18 protein-coding genes and 1 pseudogene are annotated in these 21,160 nt (G+C 69.2%); 12 read left to right on the forward strand and 7 right to left on the reverse strand.

The window, feature by feature from the left end; genetic code table 11:
- The first annotated feature begins 33 nt into the window (after positions 1-33).
- Together AC5Y4Q_RS08980 and AC5Y4Q_RS08985 are read left to right on the forward strand one after the other, a co-directional pair.
- Entirely contained in the window at positions 34-786 is a 753-nt protein-coding gene (locus tag AC5Y4Q_RS08980) for a DUF2786 domain-containing protein (RefSeq protein ID WP_065018846.1), read from the forward strand.
- A complete protein-coding gene (locus AC5Y4Q_RS08985) occupies positions 783-1,289 on the forward strand; it encodes a TIGR04338 family metallohydrolase (protein ID WP_064921059.1) in 507 nt (168 codons plus the stop codon). The genes AC5Y4Q_RS08980 and AC5Y4Q_RS08985 overlap by 4 nt, the downstream gene beginning before the upstream one ends.
- Before the next feature lie 34 nt (positions 1,290-1,323).
- On the opposite strand, the gene mymT is transcribed toward AC5Y4Q_RS08985, so the two are convergent.
- The gene (mymT, locus tag AC5Y4Q_RS08990; RefSeq protein ID WP_064921058.1) at positions 1,324-1,473 is read right to left on the reverse strand and encodes a copper-binding metallothionein MymT; all 150 of its coding nucleotides are present in this window, start codon (positions 1,471-1,473) and stop codon (positions 1,324-1,326) included.
- Positions 1,474-1,596: 123 nt separating this feature from the next.
- Between mymT and AC5Y4Q_RS08995 the strand changes: the two genes are divergently transcribed.
- Together AC5Y4Q_RS08995 and AC5Y4Q_RS09000 are read left to right on the forward strand one after the other, a co-directional pair.
- Positions 1,597-2,256 (forward strand): O-methyltransferase, encoded by a 660-nt coding sequence (locus AC5Y4Q_RS08995; protein ID WP_064921057.1) that lies wholly within the window; start codon positions 1,597-1,599, stop codon positions 2,254-2,256.
- A gap of 128 nt (positions 2,257-2,384) precedes the next feature.
- Complete coding sequence (locus AC5Y4Q_RS09000) at positions 2,385-2,831, forward strand: SPW repeat protein (RefSeq protein ID WP_064921056.1); 447 nt, start codon at positions 2,385-2,387, stop codon at positions 2,829-2,831.
- Positions 2,832-2,928: 97 nt separating this feature from the next.
- Here the strand turns inward: AC5Y4Q_RS09000 and ilvD are convergent, their stop codons facing one another.
- Positions 2,929-4,644 (reverse strand): dihydroxy-acid dehydratase, encoded by a 1,716-nt coding sequence (gene ilvD / locus AC5Y4Q_RS09005; protein WP_064921055.1) that lies wholly within the window; start codon positions 4,642-4,644, stop codon positions 2,929-2,931.
- A 77-nt stretch (positions 4,645-4,721) separates the two neighbouring features.
- Here ilvD and AC5Y4Q_RS09010 point away from each other — a divergent pair, with 77 nt between their 5' ends.
- The 4 genes from AC5Y4Q_RS09010 to AC5Y4Q_RS09025 all read left to right on the forward strand — a co-directional run bounded on the left by AC5Y4Q_RS09010 (position 4,722) and on the right by AC5Y4Q_RS09025 (position 8,149).
- Complete coding sequence (locus AC5Y4Q_RS09010; protein WP_064921054.1) at positions 4,722-5,303, forward strand: DUF305 domain-containing protein; 582 nt, start codon at positions 4,722-4,724, stop codon at positions 5,301-5,303.
- Positions 5,300-5,593: a copper-sensing transcriptional repressor RicR gene (gene ricR, locus AC5Y4Q_RS09015; protein ID WP_064921053.1), complete on the forward strand. Its 294-nt coding sequence runs from the start codon at positions 5,300-5,302 to the stop codon at positions 5,591-5,593. The genes AC5Y4Q_RS09010 and ricR overlap by 4 nt, the downstream gene beginning before the upstream one ends.
- Positions 5,594-5,671: 78 nt before the next feature.
- Positions 5,672-6,883, forward strand: a complete 1,212-nt coding sequence (locus AC5Y4Q_RS09020) for an MFS transporter (protein ID WP_064921052.1) — start codon at positions 5,672-5,674, stop codon at positions 6,881-6,883.
- A 162-nt stretch (positions 6,884-7,045) separates the two neighbouring features.
- Positions 7,046-8,149, forward strand: a complete 1,104-nt coding sequence (locus AC5Y4Q_RS09025) for a L,D-transpeptidase (RefSeq protein WP_499958684.1) — start codon at positions 7,046-7,048, stop codon at positions 8,147-8,149.
- 30 nt (positions 8,150-8,179) lie between these two features.
- Here AC5Y4Q_RS09025 and AC5Y4Q_RS09030 read toward each other — a convergent pair whose 3' ends face one another.
- Positions 8,180-10,165 carry a M13 family metallopeptidase gene (locus AC5Y4Q_RS09030; protein ID WP_499958686.1) on the reverse strand — a complete coding sequence of 662 codons (1,986 nt, stop codon included), beginning with the start codon at positions 10,163-10,165 and terminating at the stop codon, positions 8,180-8,182.
- Positions 10,166-10,218: 53 nt separating this feature from the next.
- Between AC5Y4Q_RS09030 and AC5Y4Q_RS09035 the strand changes: the two genes are divergently transcribed.
- Together AC5Y4Q_RS09035 and AC5Y4Q_RS09040 are read left to right on the forward strand one after the other, a co-directional pair.
- A complete protein-coding gene (locus AC5Y4Q_RS09035) occupies positions 10,219-10,932 on the forward strand; it encodes a hypothetical protein (RefSeq protein WP_082952549.1) in 714 nt (237 codons plus the stop codon).
- Entirely contained in the window at positions 10,929-11,642 is a 714-nt protein-coding gene (locus AC5Y4Q_RS09040) for a hypothetical protein (RefSeq protein WP_125225548.1), read from the forward strand. Before AC5Y4Q_RS09035 ends, AC5Y4Q_RS09040 begins: the two co-directional genes overlap by 4 nt.
- A gap of 9 nt (positions 11,643-11,651) precedes the next feature.
- Here AC5Y4Q_RS09040 and AC5Y4Q_RS09045 read toward each other — a convergent pair whose 3' ends face one another.
- Together AC5Y4Q_RS09045 and AC5Y4Q_RS09050 are read right to left on the reverse strand one after the other, a co-directional pair.
- Positions 11,652-12,167 carry a helix-turn-helix domain-containing protein gene (locus AC5Y4Q_RS09045; RefSeq protein WP_064921048.1) on the reverse strand — a complete coding sequence of 172 codons (516 nt, stop codon included), beginning with the start codon at positions 12,165-12,167 and terminating at the stop codon, positions 11,652-11,654.
- Complete coding sequence (locus tag AC5Y4Q_RS09050; protein ID WP_125225547.1) at positions 12,164-15,151, reverse strand: MMPL family transporter; 2,988 nt, start codon at positions 15,149-15,151, stop codon at positions 12,164-12,166. Before AC5Y4Q_RS09050 ends, AC5Y4Q_RS09045 begins: the two co-directional genes overlap by 4 nt.
- 178 nt (positions 15,152-15,329) lie before the next feature.
- Here AC5Y4Q_RS09050 and AC5Y4Q_RS09055 point away from each other — a divergent pair.
- Positions 15,330-15,809, forward strand: a pseudogene (locus AC5Y4Q_RS09055) (hemophore); the annotation flags it as partial.
- A 16-nt stretch (positions 15,810-15,825) separates the two neighbouring features.
- On the opposite strand, the gene AC5Y4Q_RS09060 reads toward AC5Y4Q_RS09055, so the two are convergent.
- Positions 15,826-17,016, reverse strand: a complete 1,191-nt coding sequence (locus tag AC5Y4Q_RS09060; protein ID WP_235663957.1) for a lysylphosphatidylglycerol synthase transmembrane domain-containing protein — start codon at positions 17,014-17,016, stop codon at positions 15,826-15,828.
- 94 nt (positions 17,017-17,110) lie between these two features.
- Here AC5Y4Q_RS09060 and AC5Y4Q_RS09065 point away from each other — a divergent pair, with 94 nt between their 5' ends.
- Positions 17,111-18,250: an AI-2E family transporter gene (locus AC5Y4Q_RS09065; RefSeq protein ID WP_125225545.1), complete on the forward strand. Its 1,140-nt coding sequence runs from the start codon at positions 17,111-17,113 to the stop codon at positions 18,248-18,250.
- On the opposite strand, the gene mmpL3 is transcribed toward AC5Y4Q_RS09065, so the two are convergent.
- On the reverse strand, positions 18,210-21,107 hold the full coding sequence (gene mmpL3, locus AC5Y4Q_RS09070) for a trehalose monomycolate exporter MmpL3 (protein WP_125225544.1): 2,898 nt from the start codon (positions 21,105-21,107) through the stop codon (positions 18,210-18,212). The two genes, AC5Y4Q_RS09065 and mmpL3, sit on opposite strands and share 41 nt — an antisense overlap.
- Positions 21,108-21,160: the final 53 nt, after the last annotated feature.

The following is a 21,160-nucleotide window of genomic DNA, read 5'->3' on the forward strand; positions in this document are numbered from 1 at the left end:
GCGGTGTCGTCGACGTCGGTTAGCGTTGCGGCCATGAGCACCGACGACAAGATGTTGGCGCGCATCGCCGCCTTGCTGCGCCAGGCCGAGGGCACTGACAATGCGCATGAAGCCGACGCGTTCATGGCGGCGGCGCAGCGGCTGGCCACCGCGACCTCGATCGATCTGGCGGTGGCGCGGGCGCATTCGGCCACCCGGACCCGGGCCACCACCCCGGTGCAGCGCACCATCACGATCGGACCGCCCGGAGCCCGCGGCCTGCGCACCTACGTGCAGCTGTTCGTGGGAATCGCCGCAGCCAACGACGTGCGCTGCGACGTGGCATCGAACTCCACCTTCGTCTACGCCTACGGTTTCGCCGAGGACATCGACGCCACGCACGCCCTCTACGCCAGCCTGGTCGTCCAGATGGTCCGGGCTTCCGACGCCTACATCGCCACCGGCGCACATCGGCCCACGCCGACCATCACTGCCCGGCTGAATTTCCACCTCGCCTTCGGCGCCCGGGTCGGCCAACGGCTGGCCGAGGCCCGCGAGGAGGCCCGCAGGGAGGCTGAGGCCGACGATCGTCGTCCGCCGGGCACCGCGATCGCGTTGCGCAACAAGGAGATCGAGCTGCGCGACTATTACCGCAGCGCCTCGCAGGCACGCGGCACCTGGCGGGCCACCCGGGCCTCCGCGGGGTATTCCTCGGCGGCACGACGAGCCGGGGACCGCGCCGGCCGGCGCGCACGGCTGGGCGACGAGACCGAGTTGTCGGTGGCGCGGTCCGCGTTGGAGCGGTGAGCGCGCCCTCCGAGCGCGACACCCAGCGCGCGCGGGTCTACGCCGCGGAGGCCTTCGTGCGCACCTTGTTCGATCGCGCCGCCGAGCGTGGATCCGGTGACGTCGACTTCTTCGGCACCCGGTTGACGCTTCCGCCGGAGGGCCGCTTCGGCTCGGTGGCCGCGGTGCAGCGCTACGTCGACGACGTACTGGCCCTGCCGTCGGTGCGAAGCCGGTGGCCGGATGTCGCGGCATTGCGCGTGCGGGCACGCCGCGGCGCGACGGCGGCGCACTACGAAAAGCACGGCGCGGCCGGCGTCATCGCAGTGCCGGACCAACACGGCGGGGACTGGGCACTACGGGAATTGGTGGTGTTGCACGAGATCGCCCACCATCTGTGCGACGTCCGGCCGCCGCACGGCCCGGATTTCGTGGCGACGCTGTGTGAGCTGGCCGCGACGGTGATGGGCCCGGAACTGGGCCACGTGCTGCGGGTGGTGTTCGCCAAAGAAGGCGTCCGGTGACGCACGGCCGCAAGTGCGCCACCGGCGCCTGTCCTCAGTTGCTGACGGGGACCAGCTCGTCACCGCAGGTGCAGCGGTAGGCCGCTCCTGCACCCTCGCAGTGGCATGCGGATTCGATCCGGACCCGGCAGCCGCAGCCCTCGTGACCACAGGTCAGCTCGGTTCCTGCTTCGTAGTTCGCCATGTGCCTCTCCTTCGGTGATAAGCGCCGGCGCGGTGCCGACACGGCCGACTATATACCCCATAGGGGTATGGGGTAAAGCCCCAGGGCGGCGGCAATCATGGTTGCGGGCTAGCCTCGGTGGGCGTGACTGAAACTCCCACGCCCCGCGACGTCGACACCCTGCTGGATCGCATCTTTGCCGGCGATGACCCGGACTTGCAGGCGGCGCTGGCCGCCAGTGCCGCGGCCGGGCTGCCGCCGATCGCCGTCTCGGCCCAGCAGGGCAAGTTCTTGAGCCTGCTGGCCACCGCAACACGCGCCACCCGCATCCTGGAGATCGGAACGCTGGGCGGCTACAGCACGATCTGGCTGGCCCGAGCCGCCGGACCGGCCGGCGCGGTGGTGACACTGGAGTACGCACCGAAGCACGCCGAGGTGGCCCGGGCCAACCTGGACCGTGCCGGTGTGGGGGAGCGGGTGCAGATCATCGTCGGCCCGGCCCTGGAAACCCTGCCGACGTTGACCGGCGAGCCGTTCGATCTGGTGTTCATCGACGCCGACAAGGAGAACAATGTCGGCTACCTGAACTGGGCGGTGCAGCTGACCCATCCCGGGTCGGTCATCGTGGTGGACAACGTGATTCGCGAAGGTGCCGTCGCCGAACCGGCGCCGGGCGATGCGACGGCACGCGGCAGCCGGGATGTGCTGGAGCTGATGGGCGAGCACCCAGGTCTGCAGGCCGCCGCGATCCAGACGGTCGGGGCCAAGGGCTGGGACGGGTTCGCCATGGCCGTGGTGCAGTAGTCGAGATCGACGCTGCCCGACCAGGCGATTCGGCGTTGCTGGCGGATCGCGGGCGAGCGTAGCCTTTCATCAGATGAGTGGGTGCGGTCGGCATGAAAATGCTTGCTGCATAGCAGAAAGGTAACGAAATGAGTACAGTCCATTCATCAATCGATCACCACCCGGATCTGTTAGCTCTGCGGGCAACATATGACAGAGCGGCCGAGTCGATGGCTGCGCAATTCACCTTCGGTCTGACCCTGTTGACGGCGGTCTATGCGGCGCTGTCACCGTGGATCGTCGGATTCGAGGGCACATCCCGGCTGACGTTCAGCAACTTCGTCGTCGGGGCGGTCGTCGCCTTCCTGACGTTCGGGCTGGCCTCGGCGCTGGACCGCACCCACGGCATGGCGTGGACGCTGCCGGTCTTCGGCGTGTGGTTCGTCATCTCCCCGTGGATCCTGCGGGACATGTCACCGACGCCCGGCATGGCCTGGTCGAACGTGGTCGCCGGCGCGCTGCTGACCGCCCTGGGCCTGATCGCCGCCTACTTCGGCAGGCGCGCCCGTCACGACACGGCCACGCCTGCGGCGTGACCAGGCCAGGTGGCCGACCGGCCGGTGGTGATGCCGGCCGGTCAGCCCGGTGCGGCGCTGTGCGGGTCGGTCCCGATGTCGCCGGGCAGCGGTGCGATTACCCGCAGACCGCTCCGATCGCCGCCGAGCCCACCAGCTTGCGGTACTTGGCCAGCACGCCGGTGGTGTAGCGCGGCGGGGGAGGCGTGAAACCCGCAGCGCGGGCGGCGAATTCATCCGGGTCGGCCACCACGTCCAACGTCGCGTTGGCCACGTCGAGGCGGATCTTGTCGCCGTCGCGCAGGAATGCCACCGGTCCGCCGTCTACCGCCTCGGGCGCGATGTGGCCGACGCACAGCCCGGTGGTGCCGCCGGAGAACCGGCCGTCGGTCAGCAGCAGCACGTCTTTGCCCAGCCCGGCGCCCTTGATCGCGCCGGTGATGGCCAGCATCTCGCGCATCCCGGGTCCGCCCTTGGGGCCCTCGTAGCGGATCACCACCGCATCGCCGGCGCTGATGGTGCCGTCTTCGAGCGCATCCAGCGCCGCCCGCTCACCGTCGAAAACCCGTGCGGTGCCCTCGAACACGTCGGTGTCGAAGCCGGCCGACTTGACGACGGCGCCCTCCGGGGCCAGCGAGCCGCGCAGGATGGTGATGCCACCGGTCGGGTGGATGGGATTGGTCAGGGCGTGCAGCACCTTACCGTCGACGATCGGGGGGTTGAGCTCGGCGATGTTCTCCGCCATCGTCTTTCCGGTGACCGTCAGGCAGTCGCCGTGCAGCAGGCCGGCGTCCAGCAGGGTCTTGAGCATGACCGGCACCCCGCCGATCTTGTCGATGTCGAACATCACGTGCTGTCCGAACGGTTTCACATCGGCCAGGTGCGGCACCTTCGCGCCCACCCGGGAGAAGTCGGCCAGGGTCAGCTCGACCTCGGCTTCGTGGGCGATCGCCAGCAGGTGCAGCACCGCGTTGGTGGACCCGCCGAAGGCCATCACCACCGCGATCGCGTTCTCGAACGCCTCCTTGGTCAAGATGTCGCGGGCGGTGATCCCGCGGCGCAGCAACTCCACCACGGCCGCCCCGCTGCGCCGCGCGTAGCCGTCGCGGCGCCGATCGGCCGACGGCGGGGAGGCGCTGCCCGGCAGCGACATACCCAGTGCTTCGGCCGCGCTGGCCATGGTGTTCGCGGTGTACATGCCGCCGCAGGCGCCCTCGCCGGGGCAGATGGACCGCTCGATCGTGTCGACGTCCTCGCGGGACATCAGCCCGCGTGAACACGCGCCGACCGCCTCGAAGGCGTCGATGATCGTCACCTCGCGCTCGGTGCCGTCGGAGAGCTTCGCGTAGCCGGGCATGGTCGAGCCCGCGTAGAGGAACACCGCGGCCAGATCCAAGCGGGCCGCGGCCATCAGCATCCCGGGCAGGGACTTGTCGCAGCCGGCCAGCAGCACCGAGCCGTCGAGCCGTTCGGCGCACATCACCGTCTCGACGCTGTCGGCGATCACCTCGCGGCTCACCAGCGAGAAGTGCATGCCCTCGTGCCCCATCGAGATGCCGTCGGAGACCGAGATGGTGCCGAACTCCAGGGGGTAGCCGCCGGCTTCGAAGACGCCTTCCTTGGCGGCTTTGGCCAACCGGTCCAGCGACAGGTTGCAGGGGGTGATCTCGTTCCAGGACGACGCCACGCCGATCTGCGGCTTGGCGAAGTCGTCGTCGCCCATGCCGACCGCCCGCAGCATCCCGCGGGCGGCGGCCCGTTCCAGGCCGTCGGTGACGTCGCGACTGCGCGGTTTGATGTCGACGGACGAGGTGTCGGTGCTCCCAGGATTCACCCGCTAAGTATGCCGGTAGGGGGTGGCCGGACCAAACGAATAAAATACCCCGCGGGGGTATGGGCTAGAGTGGGCGCATGAGGTCCGCTCTCGCCGCCGTCGTTGCGCTCGCCGTCAGCATCGCTGCCGGCGGCTGTCACCGTGCGCCGGAATCGCAGCCGGAGCCGGCCACGTCGAGTAGATCGGCGGCGGCCAACATCGGCAGCCCCGGCGACGTCGCGTTCCTGGAGAATATCGTCGTCCACCACCAGCAGGGCCTGGAGCTCACCGCCATGGTGCCGGGGCAGAGCACCGATCCGGCGCTGGTGGAGCTCGCCGGGCAGGTCGCCGCGCAGCAGCGCACCGAACTGCAGGGCTGCCAGGCGCAACTGCTGCAGTGGGAGGCGCCCGGCGTTCCGTCCGGCGGGCGCGGCGACAAGCGCGACCTTCCCGGCATGGTGGATCAGGCCACCATGGACACCTTGCGGGGCCTGCGCGGCCCGGCGTTCGACAAGCTCTGGCTGCAGTCGATGATCTCCCACCACCGCGGCGCGATCGCGATGGCGCACAACGAGATCCAACACGGCCAGAGCCCGGAGGCCATCAGCATCGCGCAGTCCCTGGCGGCGCGACAGCAGACCGAGATCGATCAGATGAACCAACAGTTGGGAACGCTATGACCACCGATGCACCCGGGTATTCAGCGGGCAAAGACAACTACGCCAAGCGGCTGCGCCGCATCGAGGGGCAGGTGCGGGGCATCGCCAAGATGATCGACGAGGACAAGTACTGCATCGACGTCCTCACCCAGATCAGCGCGGTCAACAGCGCGCTGCGGTCAGTGGCGCTCAACCTGCTCGACGAGCACCTGGTGCACTGTGTCAGCGGGGCCGTCGCCTCCGGCGGGGAGGAGGCCGACGCGAAACTCACCGAAGCGTCGGCCGCGATCGCGCGGCTGGTTCGTTCCTGACCCCCGCGCCGTTACCATGTGATCCAGCAGTTACCGGGAGCGCCATGCGCCAATACCACTCGACGCTGCCCCCATACCATGACTGTCGACACTGGAAATACCCGAACCGGTCCGTGGACGCCCCGGATCACGGCGCAGTTGGCCATCCTGGCGGCTGCCGCGTTCATCTACGCCACCGCTGAGATCCTGCCGGTCGGTGCGCTGCCCGCGATCTCGGAGGGGCTGGGCGTCAGCGAAGCGCTGGTCGGAACCCTGCTGGCCTGGTATGCGGTGGTGGCGGCGGCCACCACGATTCCGCTGGTGCGCTGGACCGCCTACTGGCCGCGCCGCCGGGTGTTGCTGCTCACCCTGGTCTGCCTGACCACTTCGCAGGTGATCTCGGCATTGGCGCCGACCTTCACCGTGCTGGCCGCCGGCCGGGCGCTGTGCGCGGTCACCCACGGCCTGATGTGGTCGGTGCTGGCGCCGATCGCCACCCGGTTGGTGCCGCCGAGTCATTCCGGCCGGGCGACCACCGCGATCTACGTGGGCACCAGCCTGGCGCTGGTGGTCGGTATCCCGCTGACCTCCGCGATGAGCCTGCTGTGGGGCTGGCGGCTGGCCGTGGTGGTGATCACCGTGGCGGCGGCGGCCATCACCGTGGCGGCCCGCCTGGCGCTGCCCGCCCTGGTGCTCAGCACCGACCAGCTGGCTCTGGTGGGGCGACACCACCACCGCAACGGGCGGCTGCTGGCGGTGAGCGCGCTGATGCTGATCGCCGTCACCGGCCACTTCATCTCCTACACGTTCATCGCGGTGATCATCGGCGAGGTGGTCGGTGTGCCGGGGGCCCGGCTGGCCTGGCTGCTGGCCGCGTTCGGCCTGGCCGGCCTGATCGCGATGCCGCCGCTGGCCAGGCCGCTGGATCACCGGCCCAAGGCGATCACCGGTGCCTGCATGGCCGCGCTGTCGGCGGCCTTCGTGGTGCTGGCCGCACTGTCGATCGGCGGGCACCACTCGACCGGTACGACGGTGGCCGGGGCGGCGGCGATCGTGCTGTGGGGCGCCATGGCGATGGCGGTGTCGCCGATGCTGCAGTCTGCGGCGATGCGCACGGCACCCGACGACCCCGACGGGGCGTCGGGGCTGTACGTGACGGCATTCCAGATCGGCATCACCGGGGGATCGCTGGCGGGGGGCCTGTTGTTCGAACGGGCCGGAACGTCGGCGATGTTGAGCGCGTCGGCGCTGCTGGCCGGCATCACGGCGGTAGGGATAGCGTCCAGCAAACGCCTGTTCGTCGTTCCCTGAGGCGCCGGGGTCGGTTACCTTCGCCACTACCCCGACGATCCAAGCCACAGGTCATCACGGTCTCGAGCGCTGTTTCGGCGCGTTTTCGGCTCGCTGCACGAGTTAGCTGGAGCTGGCCTTGTGGAACACTTGAAGCCAAGATTGTCCACCGGAGGTAAACGCATGTCGGGATGGAAGCTCGCGGGCATCGGGGCCTGGCTGTCCACCGCGGGAATGGCCGCGGTGCTCACGCTGGGCTGCGGAGCGGCACTGGCCGACCCGCCGCAGCAGCCCGGCGACCCGGCGCCGGCCAACGCCGGCCCGGTCGATCCGTTCGCGCCGCCGCCCCCGCCGGAGTTACCGCCCCCGCCGGACCCGTTCGCGCCGCCTCCCCCGCCCCCGGCGGACCCGATGGCGTTTCCGCCTCCGCCGGCACCGCCCGCTGCCGGTGACCCCGTCCCAGGCGAGGCAGTGCCGGGCGAGCCGGTGCCGGGCGAGCCCGGTGTGGCACAGCCGGGCGCGGTACCGGTCGCGGCCGGGCCGGTGGCCGGGCAGAACCCGGAGCCCTTCACCGGCACCCCGCCGTTCCTGCCGCCGTCGTTCAATCCGCTCGACGGGTCCATGGTGGGCGTCGCCAAGCCGATCATCATCAACTTCCAGCGGCCGATCGCCGACAAGGCGATGGCCGAGCAGGCCATCCACATCTCCTCGAATCCGCCGGTGCCCGGCAAGTTCTATTGGATGACCCCCAGCCAGGTGCGGTGGCGTCCGTTCAACTTCTGGCCGGCCCACACCACCGTCACCATCGACGCGGCCGGCACCAAGTCGAGCTTCCGCACCGGCGACTCCCTGGTAGCCACCGCCGACGACAAGACGCACCAGATGACGATCACCCGGAACGGCAAGCTGGAGAAGACCTTCCCGATGTCCATGGGCATGTCGACCGGCGGGCACGAGACCCCCAACGGCACCTACTACGTGCTGGAGAAGTTCCCCACGGTGGTGATGGACTCCTCCACCTACGGGGTGCCGATCAACTCCACCTACGGCTACAAGGTGACCGTGCAGGACGCCGTGCGCATCGACAACAGCGGCGGCTTCGTGCACAGCGCACCGTGGTCGGTCAACGACCAGGGCAAGCGCAACGTCAGCCACGGCTGCATCAACCTGAGCCCGGCCAACGCCAAGTGGTTCTACGACAACTTCGGCAGCGGCGACCCGGTCGTGGTGAAGAACTCCGTGGGCACCTACACCAAGAACGACGGCGCCCAAGACTGGCAGATGTAGGGCCGCCCTTGCCCGCGCAGTGAAACGGGCTCAGTTCCAGATGCGCACGCGCTGGCCCGGTTCCAGGTACAGCGCGTCATCTTCGGTGACGCCGAACGCGTCGTAGAACGCGTCGATGTTGCGGATCACCCCGTTGCAGCGGAACTCCGGCGGCGAATGGGGGTCGGTCGCCAAGCGCCGGATCGCCTCGGCATCACGGGATTTGGTGCGCCACACCTGCGCCCAGCCGTAGAAGACGCGCTGCACGCCGGTCAGGCCGTCGATCACCGGCGCCTCGGCGCCGTCCAGCGACAGCTGGTAGGCGAGCAGGGCGATCGACAGGCCACCGAGGTCGCCGATGTTCTCCCCGACGGTGAACGCCCCGTTGACCCGATGCCGCTCGGCCAGCCCTCGCGGCACGAAACCGTCGTACTGGGCGATCAACGCCGCGGTGCGTGTACCGAATTCGCTGCGGTCGGCGTCGGTCCACCAGTCGACCAGGTTCCCGTCGCCGTCGTACTTTGCGCCCTGGTCGTCGAAGCCGTGGCCGATCTCGTGGCCGATCACCGCACCGATCCCGCCGTAGTTGGCGGCGTCGTCGGCGTCGGGATCGAAGAACGGCGGCTGCAGGATCGCGGCCGGGAAGACGATCTCGTTCATCCTCGGGTTGTAGTAGGCGTTGACGGTCTGCGGGGTCATGAACCACTCGTCACGATCCACCGGCGAGCCCAGCTTCGCCAGTTCACGGTCGTAGTTGACCGCATAGCCCCGCAGGACGTTGCCGTACAGGTCGCCGGGGTCGGTGACCAGCGCCGAATAGTCGCGCCAGCGCGGCGGGTAGCCGACCTTGGCGGTGAACTTGTCCAGCTTGGCCAGTGCCCGCTCGCGGGTGGCCGGCGTCATCCAATCCAGTCCGGTGATGCTCACCCGGTAGGCCTCCCGCAGGTTGGCCACCAGCGCATCGATACGGGCCTTGGCATCCGGTGGGAAATGCTTTGCCACGTAAAGCTTTCCGACGGCGTCGCCCATCATCGACTCCACCAGTGACACCCCGCGCTTCCACCGGTCGCGGATCTGCTCGGTGCCTGAGAGCCGGCGCCCGTAGAAATCGAAGTCCTCGGCGATCAGCTCATCGGTCAGGATCCCGGCGCGGCTGTGGATGAGCCGCCAGCGCGCCCAGGCCTGCCAATCGGAGAGCTCCGCGGATTCCCACAGCGCGGCGAACGCCGTGAGATAGTCGGGTTGGCGCACCACCAGTTCGGCGGCGGCCTGCCCGACGACCCCGAGCGCGCCGACCCAGCCCGCCCAGTCGAAACCGGGGGCCTCCTGTGGCAACCCGGCGAACGTGCGCAGGTTGTAGCTGAGCTCGGCGTCGCGGCGCTTCACCACGTCCCAGTGCGCGCGCGCCAGCTGAGTCTCCAGCGCGACGATGCGGGCCGCGACCTCGGCGTAGCCGCTCGGGTCTTGGCCGTAGACCAGCGCGAACATCTTGGCGATGTGCTCGGGATAGGCGGCCAGGATCTCGGCGTGCTGTTCGTCGCGGTAGTAGGACTCGTCAGGCAGTCCCAGACCCGACTGGGTCAGGTGCAGCAGGTAGCGGGTGGAGTTCTTCGAATCGGTGTCCACATACAGTCCGACGCCACCGCCGACCCCGGTGCGCTGACATGCCCCCAGCACCCGGGCCAGCCCATCGCGGTCCGCGGCGGCGTCGATGGCGGCCAGCTCGGCCAGCAACGGCTGCACGCCGCGGGCCTGCACGGTCTGCTCGTCGAGGAAGCTGGCGTACAGATCGCCGATGCGTCGTTCGTCGGTGCCGGCCGGCGCGCCCGACGCCGCGGCTTCGGTGAGCAGGTCGCGGACCTGGATCTCGGCCCGGTCGAACAGGGCGCGGAACGCGCCGTCGGTGGCGCGGTCCGGCGGCATCACGTAGCCGTCGAGCCAGCCACCGTTGACATGACCGAACAGGTCGTCCTGCGGGCGGATGGCGGTGTTGCGATAGCTGAGGTCAAGGCCGGAACGCGTCGCTGCTGAGGTCATCGTTACCCATCCTTTCACGGCGAACCGTATAGCCGTCCTGTAGCGTCACCGCCATGCCTGACGAGGAGCAGACCGACATCTCCAGGGACGCGGACGACGAAGTCGTCGAGCCCGGCGCGACCACAGCCGAGGCGGCGACCACCGAGGGCGAAGACGACGAGAAACCTGTCGCCAAGAAGGGCTCTCACGCCCACCAGGCTCCGCCGGCCAAGCCGGCCAAGGCGGCCAAGGGCGCGATGTTCTCCAGCTACGGACTGGTGTCGGCGTTCCTCGGCCTGGTCGCGGTCGCCGCGTTGGTGTTCAGTCTGATCACCTGGAACATGCACCGCGGTGACGTCGACGAGCGCTCCTACCGCAGCCGGGTGCTGCAGACCGCCGCCAGCTGGACCAGCGTGCTGATCAACCTCAACGCCGAGAACGTCGAAAAGGGGATGGCGCGCCTGCGTGACAAGACCGTCGGCGAACTCAACAGCGAGTTCGACGCGGCCTTGGCGCCCTACCGCGACGTGGTGCAGAAGATCCAGTCGCGCAGCAGCGGCCGGATCGAGGCGGTCGCCATCGAGACCGAACGCCACAACCTCGATGACCCGGCCGCCACCACCGAGCAGGCGCCGAGTCCGGGCCGCACCGACCCGGTGATGGTGATCGCCACCTCGATCGCCGAGAACGTCGGCGGCCGGCCGCAGACCGTGCACTGGGCGCTGCACCTCGACGTCAGCGACGTCGACGGGCACCTGATGATTTCCCGATTGAGGTCGATCCGATGAGCAAGCTGGGGAACCTGAAGTCCAGGTCACTGTGGCGGGTACTGGCGTTCGACATCGCTGCGCCGTTGGCCGCGGTCGGTGGTCTGCTGCTGGTCGGGCTGATGCTCGACTGGCCGCTGTGGTGGGTGTCGGCCTGTTCGGTGCTGGTGCTGCTCATCGTCGAGGGCATGGTGGTGAACTTCCTGCTGCTGCGCCGCGATGCCGTCACGGTCGGCACCGACGACGACCGGCCGGGCCTGCGGTTGGGCGTGGTCGCACTGGCCGCCACGGCGCTGGTCGCCGCGGCGGTGCTCGGATACCTGCGCTGGACGGAGCCCGACCAGGAACTGGAGGCAGACTCCGGTGAGGTGGTCAAGACCGCCGTCGCCATGGCCGAGGCCGCAGCGACGGTCTCGCCGGCCAACCCGGATGCGTCGATCGAGAAGGCGGCGACCTTCATGGTCCCCGACCGGGTCAACGCATTCCGGGAGAGCATCGGCCGGACGGCCACAGAGATGGCCAACCGCAACATCGCCGTGGATGCGCAGACGCTCAGCGCCGGTGTTGAGGCGCTCGGGCCGTCGGCGGCTCGGGTCGCCGTCGTGCTGCGCAGCGTGCAGTCGGTGGCCAACCAACAGGTCAAGCAGGCGGTGGTCCCGGTGCGGGTGACGCTGACCAAGCGCGGGGGCCAGTGGATGGTCCTGGAGATGTCACCGATCCACGCCCGCTGACCCCCGGCGTCAGTTGGCGTCGGGTGTGCCGCGGGTCTGCATCTTGACGAACCGGTCCGACAGCCGGCGCATCCGGATCATCAGCGAGGCCGGCGGACTCACGGTGCCGGCGAGGTATTCGCGCAGCGTGGCGGCGGGCACCCCGACTCGGGAACAGAACTCCTCCCGGCTTAGGCCGGACCGCTCGATCAACACCCGTACGTGGCGGGCGACCTCCGCGCGTTCGTTGGCCTCCAAGTGGGCGCGGGCCCGCGTCAGCACCTCCGACAGCGCCTTGGAGATGCCGTAGGGTTCGGTGCCCTCCAGCACCTCTTCGACCTGGCGGGCGGTGCGCCCGTACGGGTCGCGTTTGAGGGCCACCACGATCTGCTGCCAGGTGGCGATGTCGCCGGTTTGCAGCGCCGAGCGGATGGCGGACGTCGGCCAGAACTCCACCGGCCGGTCGGTGTTGCCGGGCCGGGAGTCGGGTCTTGAACCGGCCCGGAGCGGCTGCGATCCACGGCGTCGGTCCGCGGCCAACGTCACCTCGCCTTCTCCAGCATCGCCACCGCAACCGCCAGGCAGCGGCCCCGGACGCGGTCCCAGTCCATGCCCGCCCCGGCCGCACCCTCGCCGGAGTCGTCCTCGTCGCGTTCGGCGGGTTCCGGGTCGGCGAGCCGACAGACCAGCTGCGTGGCCATCCATTGTCGTTCGGCTGGTTGACCAGAGTAGTACCAGTCGATGCCGCGAAGTGCCTGAGCAACGGTTTCCGGGTCCAGTACGTCGACGAGCTCGGCCAGCTCGACGTAGTCCCGGCGGCTGTTGCGCGACATCAGCAGATACCCCTTGAGGCGCAGCGTCTCAGCGCCGGTGGGGATCTGCAGCCGATCGCCGGTGGGCAGTTGGACGGCCGCGGTCTCCATCGGGCGGCGCCGGGTCAACGCCGGACCCTCGAATCCGATCTCATTGGCCACCCACGCCTCGGTTTCCAGCGCGTCGAGCGCCACCGCGAGCCGGCGCCGCCACACGGTGACCGGGTGCACCGGCCGCACCGCCTTCGGCAGCGCCCGGCCGGTGCCGCCGCGGGACGGCCAGCCGCCAGCCAGCCGGGCCAGCGCATGGCTCATGGCCTTGCCGCCGCCGGACGCTGCTGGCGCCCCGACCGGCAGGGCTTCGATCTTGCTGGTGGCGATCTCGGCCACGCCGCAGCCACGCAATGCCAGCGGGTCGCCGACGCAGACGGCGTCGGGCACCAGGTCTTTGAGCTTCGCCGCGGACTTCACCACCACCCGCAGATCGGCGCTGGGGGTGATCAGCGCGGAGATGTCGTCCGGGATCACCACCACGTCGCCCAGATCCACCGTGGGCAGTGGCTTCTCGAAGTCCACCGACGGCAGGGTCCGGGCCAGCCAGCGCGGCAGCCACCAGTTCCACTCGTCGAACATCGCCATCAGCGCCGGCACCAGCACCAGCCGCACCACGGTGGCGTCCACCGCGATCGCCACCGCGCAGGCCACCCCGAGTTCGGCGACCAGCGGCATCCCGGCGAACGCGAACCCGATGAACACCGCGATCATGATCAGCGCGGCGCTGGTGATGGTGCGCGCGCTGGAGCTGACGCCGTGGGCGACGGCGTCATGGGTGTTGCCGGACTGCAGAAAACGCTCCCGGATCCGGGTCAGCAGGAAGATCTCGTAGTCCATCGACAGGCCGAACGTCATCGCCAGCACGATCGGCGGGATGAAGCTGTCGATCGAACCGGTGGGGGCGAACCCGAGGCGCTCCAGCCACCCCCACTGGAACACCACCACCAGGCTTCCGTAGGCGGCGCCCACCGACAGCACCGTCATCACGACGCCCTTGAACGCCAGGAACACCGACTGGATCGAGATCAGCAGCATCAAGAACGCGATCAGTGCTACGAACACCAGCACCAGCGGCTCGGCCGCCGCGACCCGGTCGTCGAAGTCCTTGATCAATGCGGTCGGCCCGCCGACGTCGACTCGCACCGCTGGCGAACCGGCCGCCGCGGGCAGGTGTTCGCGCATCCAGTCGATGGTCTCGCGTGCGGTCATGTCCTCGGGATCGACCGACAGCACCGCCGACAGCAGGCCGCTGTTGTCGTCGTTGCCGAAGACCGGCGGGGACACCGAGGCGATGTTGGGGGCCTGCGTCATCGCCCGGCGGACCGCGGCGAAGGTTTCGGCGTGCGCGGGCGCAGATGCATTGGCACCGGGAATGGTGACCAGCACCCGGATCGGCCCCAGCGCGCCGGGACCGAGAGCTTGCGCCGCGGCGGCCACCCCGCCGCGGATCTCATGGGAGGAGTCGAACTGGTGCAGCATGCTGTTGCCCTGCTCCAGGGAGAGCGCCGGCGCCGCGAGCGTCAGCAAAAACCCCGCGGCCAGCAGCGCCGACGCCCAGGGGCGGCGCATCACCGAGGCCGTCCAGCGGGTCCAGAACCGAGACTGCGCGGTCTGCGGGCTGCGCGACCAGTGCAGCAGCGCTGAGCGTTTGGCGACCGGGCGGCCGAACACGGCCAGCACCACCGGGGTGAGGCTGACCGCGGCCAGCACCGCCACCGAGACGGCCAGGATCGCCCCGGTGGCCATCGACACCAGCACCGGGGTGTTGATCAGGTAGATACCGGTCAGCGAGGCCACCACGGTCAGGCCGGACAGCACCACCGCCAGCCCGGACGTCGCCATCGCCGCGTCGACGGCCTCCTGCGGCTGGCGACCGGCCCGCAGCTCCTCGCGGTAGCGCATCAGGATGAAAAGCGAGTAGTCGATCGCCAGCGCGATCCCGAACATCGACACGGTCGAGGTGACGAACACCGACATCGCGGTGAACATCGACAGCAGATAGACCAGCCCCATGGTGACGATCACCGTGCCGATCCCGAGTGCCAGCGGGATGGCGGCGGCCGCCAGCGAGCCGAACACCGCCAGCAACACGATCAGCACGATCGGCATGTTCCACTGTTCGGCCGCCGCGATGTCCTGCTTGGTCTTGGCCGACGCCGCCGCGCCGAGCGCGCCCTGCCCGATCACATACAGGCTTACCGAGCCGTTCTCGATCCGGCCGGGTTGGTTGCCGTCCACCCCCAGCTTGGCCCGCAGCTTCTTGGCGACGTCGACGGCGCCGGTGTTGTTGAAGTCCACCCGCAGCGACACCACGTAGGGCCGGTCGGGCCGTGGCGGCGGCTGGGTCTGATCGGGAATCACCGTCACGCTGGGTGTCTCCCCGGCGACGTGCTGCAGCAACGCGACGGCCTTCGTCATGTCCGGATAGGTGGCGTCGGCGCGGGGAGCCGCCACCAGGGCCAGCGGCGACGCGCCCTGATCGGGGAAGTGGTCCTCGAGCTGATACTGCACGTGCAGCGACTGCGATCCCGCCACCTCGAAGCCGCCGCCGGTGAGGTGACCGGATTGGGTGGCGGCCAGGTACAGCGCGGGGACCACAGCCAGTAGCCAACCTGTGAAGACCACCCAGCGGTATCTGCGCAGGTTGCTGCTGAAGCGCATCATGAACTGCTGGATCTCGGTTCTCCCCGCTCTCGCCCGCACTGGTGCGTTGCGTGCTGCGAGCCTACCGCAGCACGCCTGCTGCGCTGGCGGTTTCTCGTCCCCTCTGAGCTGGTCTGATGCCGTCCGGGAACCGCATTGTGATCAGGCCGACGTGTGCTCAAGTGGCGGCGGTCGGTGGATGCTGACAGGATGGCGCACGGACCTCTCGGATTGTGCCGTTGCTGCCGGGAGCATCCTCCGATACCACCCGAGCGCCTCCGCAACGTGGCGGAACCAACCGGATATCTGGCCAGTGTTAGGAGCATCCGTGACCACCACCCGTGCCGCCCTGCGGCGCAGCCTGTCGGGCGTAATCGCGGCCACCGCGCTTGGCGGCGCTGTCACCGCCACCGTGCTGGCGGTCCCGGCCACGCCCTCGGCGACCGCGTCGAAGGATCCCTGCGTGGCCAGCGAGCTCGCCCGGACGGTGGGTAAGGCCGTCACCTCGACCGGCGACTACCTCGATTCGCACCCGGACACCAACCAGGTGCTGACCGGGGCGCTGCAGCAGCAACCCGGCCCGCAGACCCTCGCGAGCCTCAAGAGCTACTTCGACGCCAACCCCAAGGTCGGGGATGACCTGGCCAAGATCACCGCGCCGGTGAAAGAGGTGAGTGACCAGTGCAAGCTGGCGGTCAACCTGCCGCAGGTGCTCGGGTTGCTGCAGCAGGCCCAGGGTGCGCTGCCCGACGGTCTGCCGGGAGCGCTACCCGGCGGCCTGCCGGGAGGGCTGCCCGGCGGCCTGCCGGTGAGTGGGCCGCCGGCCGGGGGCGTGACCCAGCCGGTGGCGGTTCGATAGCCGCGGTGTCGGCCGCGTCATCGGTGCGGAACACGAAGAAGAACACCACCCAGCCGACGGCGCTGACGAGCAGCCAGCTGATCATCCGGTAGATCAGCACCGCGGAGATGGCGTCTGGCAAGGTCATCCCGCTGGACACCAGGCCGGGCACCAACACCGCCTCGACGACCAGCAGCCCGCCCGGCATCAGTGGCAGCGTTCCCGCGGCGCGCGCGGCGGCGTAGGCGACGGTCAGACCCGCCACTGACGCTCGCCCGCCGGCGGCATAGGCCGCGCAGGCCAGGCACGCCACGTCGGCGACCCAGTTGAACACCGACCAGCCGAAGGCCGTCGACAGTTCGCGGCGGCCCAGGCTGACCGACTCCAGCTGTCCCAGCAGCCGGCGCCACGTCGCCAGGCCGGTGTCGACGGGTTTGTCGCGCACCGCATTGACCCAGCACAGCGCGCGGACACCGATGCCGTCGATCAGCTCCGGCCGTGCCGCGACCGTCTGGGCCAGCATCAGCAGCGCGACGACGCCGCCCAGGGTGAACAGCACCGAGAACGGATTGTGGCGTGCTCCGAGCAGCAGAGCACCGCCGAGCCCCAACAGTGCCAGCCCAACCGCCTGCAGCACGCCCGACATCACCAGCTGCCACGACGCCACCACCGGCGAAGCTCCCCAGCGCCGTTGCTGCCGGTACAGGAAGGTCGTCGACAGCACCGGGCCGCCGGGCAGCGTGGTCGAAAGCGAATTGGCGGCGTAGAACGCAGCCTCGGATCGCCACTGGCTGACGGGCACCCCGGCCGAGTGCAGCAGGGTGCGCTGGATCTGCGCGAAGCTGTGCATCGACGCCGCTGCCGCCAGGATCGCGCCGAACAGCCAGCGTCCATCGGCGCTGCACAGGCTGCGCCATGCGGTGGCGAGCTGATCCCATACCAGCACGACCTCGACGGTGAGCACCGCCGCGACCAGACCGAGGACCGCCGGGCGCACCCAGTTGCGGGCGCCGCCGGGACGTTGCGGGGCCCGGGGTCGGACGCCGATTACGTCGTGGGACACGAAACTAGAGGTTAGCCGTGCACTGTCGATATTCTCACTACTCGATGTGCTCCCGGTGCGGCATCGTTACGCTACCGGAATGTCAGCCAGCACAGACGAATCCGTACATCCGACGGTGCGCAAGGCGGCGGCCTGGGCCTGGCGCCTGCTGGTGTTGTTCGCCGCGGCGCTGACGGTGCTGCTGATCGCCCGGCGACTGGAAGTGATCGTCGTTCCGGTGGCGCTGGCGCTGATGATGTCGGCGTTGCTGCTGCCGGGCGTGGATTGGCTCGACCGGCGCGGCGTGCCTCGCGGGTTGGCGGTGTTCCTGCTGCTGCTCGGCGGGGTGGCGGTGCTCGCCGGACTGTTGAGCTTCGTGGTCGACCAGTTCATCGACGGGGTGCCCGGGCTGGTGGAGCAGGTCACCCAGGTGGTCAACTCGACCCAGCGGTGGCTGACCGACGGTCCCTTGCATCTGAGCAGCGAGCAGATCGACAGCGCCGGCGACACCGTGATCAACGGGTTGCGCAACAATCAGGCCAAGCTGACCAGCGGGGCGTTGTCGACGGCCGAGACCATCACCAAGATCTTCACCGGCGCCTTCGTCGTGCTGTTCACGCTGATCTTCTTCCTCTACGGCGGGCGCAACATCTGGCAGTTCGTCGTCAAGTTCTTCCCCAGCGAGGTGCGCGACAGGGTGCACGCGGCTGGTATCGCCGGCTTCGAGTCGCTGATCGGTTATGTGCGGGCCACCTTCCTGGTGGCGCTGGTCGACGCCGTCGGAATCGGCATCGGGCTGGCGGTCATGGGGGTGCCGTTGGCGTTGCCGTTGGCCTCCCTGGTGTTCCTGGGAGCCTTCGTCCCGCTGGTCGGTGCGGTGCTTACCGGGCTGCTGGCGGTGCTGGTCGCGCTGATCGCCAAGGGCTGGATCTATGCGCTAGTGACGCTGGGCTTGATCATCGCGGTCAACCAGCTCGAAGCCCATGTGCTGCAGCCGTTGGTGATGGGCCGCGCGGTGTCGATCCACCCGCTGGCAGTGGTGCTGGGAATCTCTACCGGAGGAATCCTGGCGGGCATCGTGGGTGCGCTGCTGGCGGTCCCGACGATCGCCTTCATCGACCGGGCGGTACGGGTGCTGGTCGGCTCCGCCGACACCGGTTTGTCTGACGACGGCTTGCTCGAAGCCGAGCCCGACGAGGTCAGTACCGCCCCTCCCGACGCAGCAGCTCCGCCGCACTGAGACCACCGGCACCGCGGCGCTTGGGATTGTCGCCGGCCTTGTCACCCTTATCGCCGGGAGCGGTGAGCTTCTCGGTCGGCGGGTTGCCCGGGTCCATGTCGTTGCCTTGGGCACCCGGAACCGGGATGGCGGTGGTGGGCGCGTTCTCGATGTTGCCGGCCTCGTTCTCGGGGGGCACCGGCAGCGCACGGGTCCGCTCGTCGGAGGGCTGCGGCGCTGCGGCGTCCGGGGCGTCCGGCCGGCCCCGCCGGCGCGCCGGCGCGTCGCGCCCGCCGCGCAGTTCGCCGAGCCATGACTCGATCTCGCGTTCGGGTGCTTCGCCCGGTGATTCCACCCGCTCGGTCACCGGCTCGGCCGCGGAAAACCGGGTGGTCGGCGCCTCCGGGGGACCGGTGTTGATCCGGTTGGTGCGGGCACCCGACGGGTTGCCGGTCACCGGCCGCGTCGGCACCTGTTCGGCGGCCCGCGAGCGGGCCTGGACCGACCCGCTGGCGGCGGGGTGCGTGGGGTCGTGCGCGGGCCGCGGCGCGGCGGGACCCACCGGCGTCGGCGCGGCGGCCGGGGCCGGGAAGCGGCGGGTCACCTTGCGCCGTTCGTCGGGCAGCCGGATCTCGCCCAGCCCGATCCGGTTCTGCAGGCGCTTCATCCAGCGCGGCGCCCACCAGCAGTCGTCGCCGAGCAGCTTCATCACCGACGGCACCAGGAACATTCGGACCACGGTGGCGTCGAGCAGCAGTGCCGCCATCAGACCGAACGCCAGGTACTTCATCATCACCAGATCGGAGAACACGAACGACGCGGCCACCACCGCGAGGATCAGCGCGGCCGCGGTGATCAGCCGCCCGGTGGTCGCGGTGCCGATCCGGATCGCCTCGGTGGTCGACATCCCGGATTCGCGGGCCTCCACCATTCGGGAGACCAGGAACACCTCGTAGTCGGTGGCCAGGCCCCAGCCCACGGCCACCACCAGCGCGATCACCACCACCATCAGTGGCGTCGGCGTGAAGTTCAGCAGTCCCGCGCCGTGGCCGTCGACGAACATCCAGGTCAAGATGCCCATCGTCGATCCCAGGGTGAGCGCACTCATCACCGCGGCCTTCAACGGCAGCACCAGCGACCCGAACGCCAGGAACATCAACAAGGTGGTGGTGGTCAGCAGGATCACCAGCATCAACGGTCCTTGGCTGACCAGCGCGTGAATACTGTCCTGCTCCAGGGCGGGGGTGCCGCCGACCAGCACGGTGAGACCCTTGGGCGTGCCCATGGCGCGCAGCGCCTTGATCTTCTGCGCCGCCTCGTCACGGTTGATCAGGCCGTTCTCGATCACCTGCACCGAGGGATCCTTCGATGCTCCGGGCAGGTAGGGGCGTTCCTTCCACATCTCGGCCGGATCGTCGTCGGGCACCACGAAGCCGCTGATGGCCATCGCCCGGTTGCGCACGTCGGCGACCTGCTGGGGAGTGACCGGTTTGTCGGTGTCGCTCTTGATCACCAGCGTCAGCTTCTCGGTGCGGAAACCGGGGAAGATCTCGTCGAAGTGCTCCTGGGCCACCCGGGCGGTGTTGTCCGGCGGCAGGTATTTCTCGCTCATCCCGCCGAAGGTCAGCTTGCCCAGCGGGATGATCAGCAGGATCATCGCGACCACAATCGGGATCGCGAAGGCCAGCGGCCGCTTCATCACGAAGTTGACCAGCTTGCCCCAGAACCCGGCCTCGACCTCTTCGCGGGTCTTGGTCTTCTGGGTCTTTTCGGCGAACCAGCCGATGATGCGGTTGGAGAACTCCCAGTCCCGCAGGAACGGAATCCGGTACAGGGTGCGCACACCGAGCGCGTCCACGTTGGTGCCCAGCACGCCGAGGATGGCCGGCAGCAGGGTGATCGACAGCAGTGCGGCCAGACCCACCGAGGCGAAGATCGCGTAGGTGATCGCCTTCACGAAGCCCTGCGGCAGCACCAGCAGGCTGGCTCCCGAGACGATGATCAGCACTGCCGAGAACATCACGGTGCGCCCGGCCGTCATTACCGACCGGCGGACCGCGGCCTCGGTGTCGTAGCCCTCGGCGATCTCCTCCCGGAACCGGCTCACCACGAACAGGCCGTAGTCGATCGCGATACCGAGGCCGATCAGCGAGACCACCGGTTGGGCGAAGAAGTTGATCGGCCCGAACATGGCGGCGAACCGCAGGATGCCGGTTGCGCCGGCGATGCTCAGCCCCCCGACGATGACCGGCAGGCTGGCGGCGATCACACCACCGAACACGAAGAACAACACGACCGCCACCAGCGGCAGCGCCAGCACTTCCATGCGCTGCTGGTCGGTGGCGATGGTGCCGGTCAGTGCGCTGGCGATCGGTTGCAGACCACCGAGTTCGACTTTGCCGCCGTCGAGTTTCTGCAGATCAGGCTCGACGGCCTGATAGTTCTTCAGGATGGTGTCGTCGTCGTCGCCTTTGAGCTGAATCGACGCGAACGCGTGCTTCTTCTCGGCGTCGGCCATGGTGGCCAGCGCTTCCGGGTTGGTGAAGTAGCCGACCCAGCTCATGATCTGGTCGGGGTGGTCGTCTTTGACCTTGTTGAGTCCGTTCTTGACCCCGTCGAACCACCGCTTGTCGTCGACGGTCTCGCCCTTCGGGGCGGTGAAGACCGCCACCACGTGGCTGGTGCGGTCGCGGCCGTACACCTCGTCACCGACGATCGAGGCCTTCACCGACTGGCTGCCGTCGTCGTAGAACCCGCTCTGGGTGACGTGATCACCCAGGCTCATGCCGTAGACCCCACCGCCCAGGCAGAGCGCCACCATCACGCCGATTACGATGAACCGGTAGCGGTATACAGTTCGACCCCACCAGGCGAACACCTATACGCTCCTCACTAAAGTCTGTTGAGACATCTTTCGACCCGCGCGCCTCT

The sequence above is a fragment of the Mycobacterium sp. NGS16 genome, assembly GCF_059813225.1.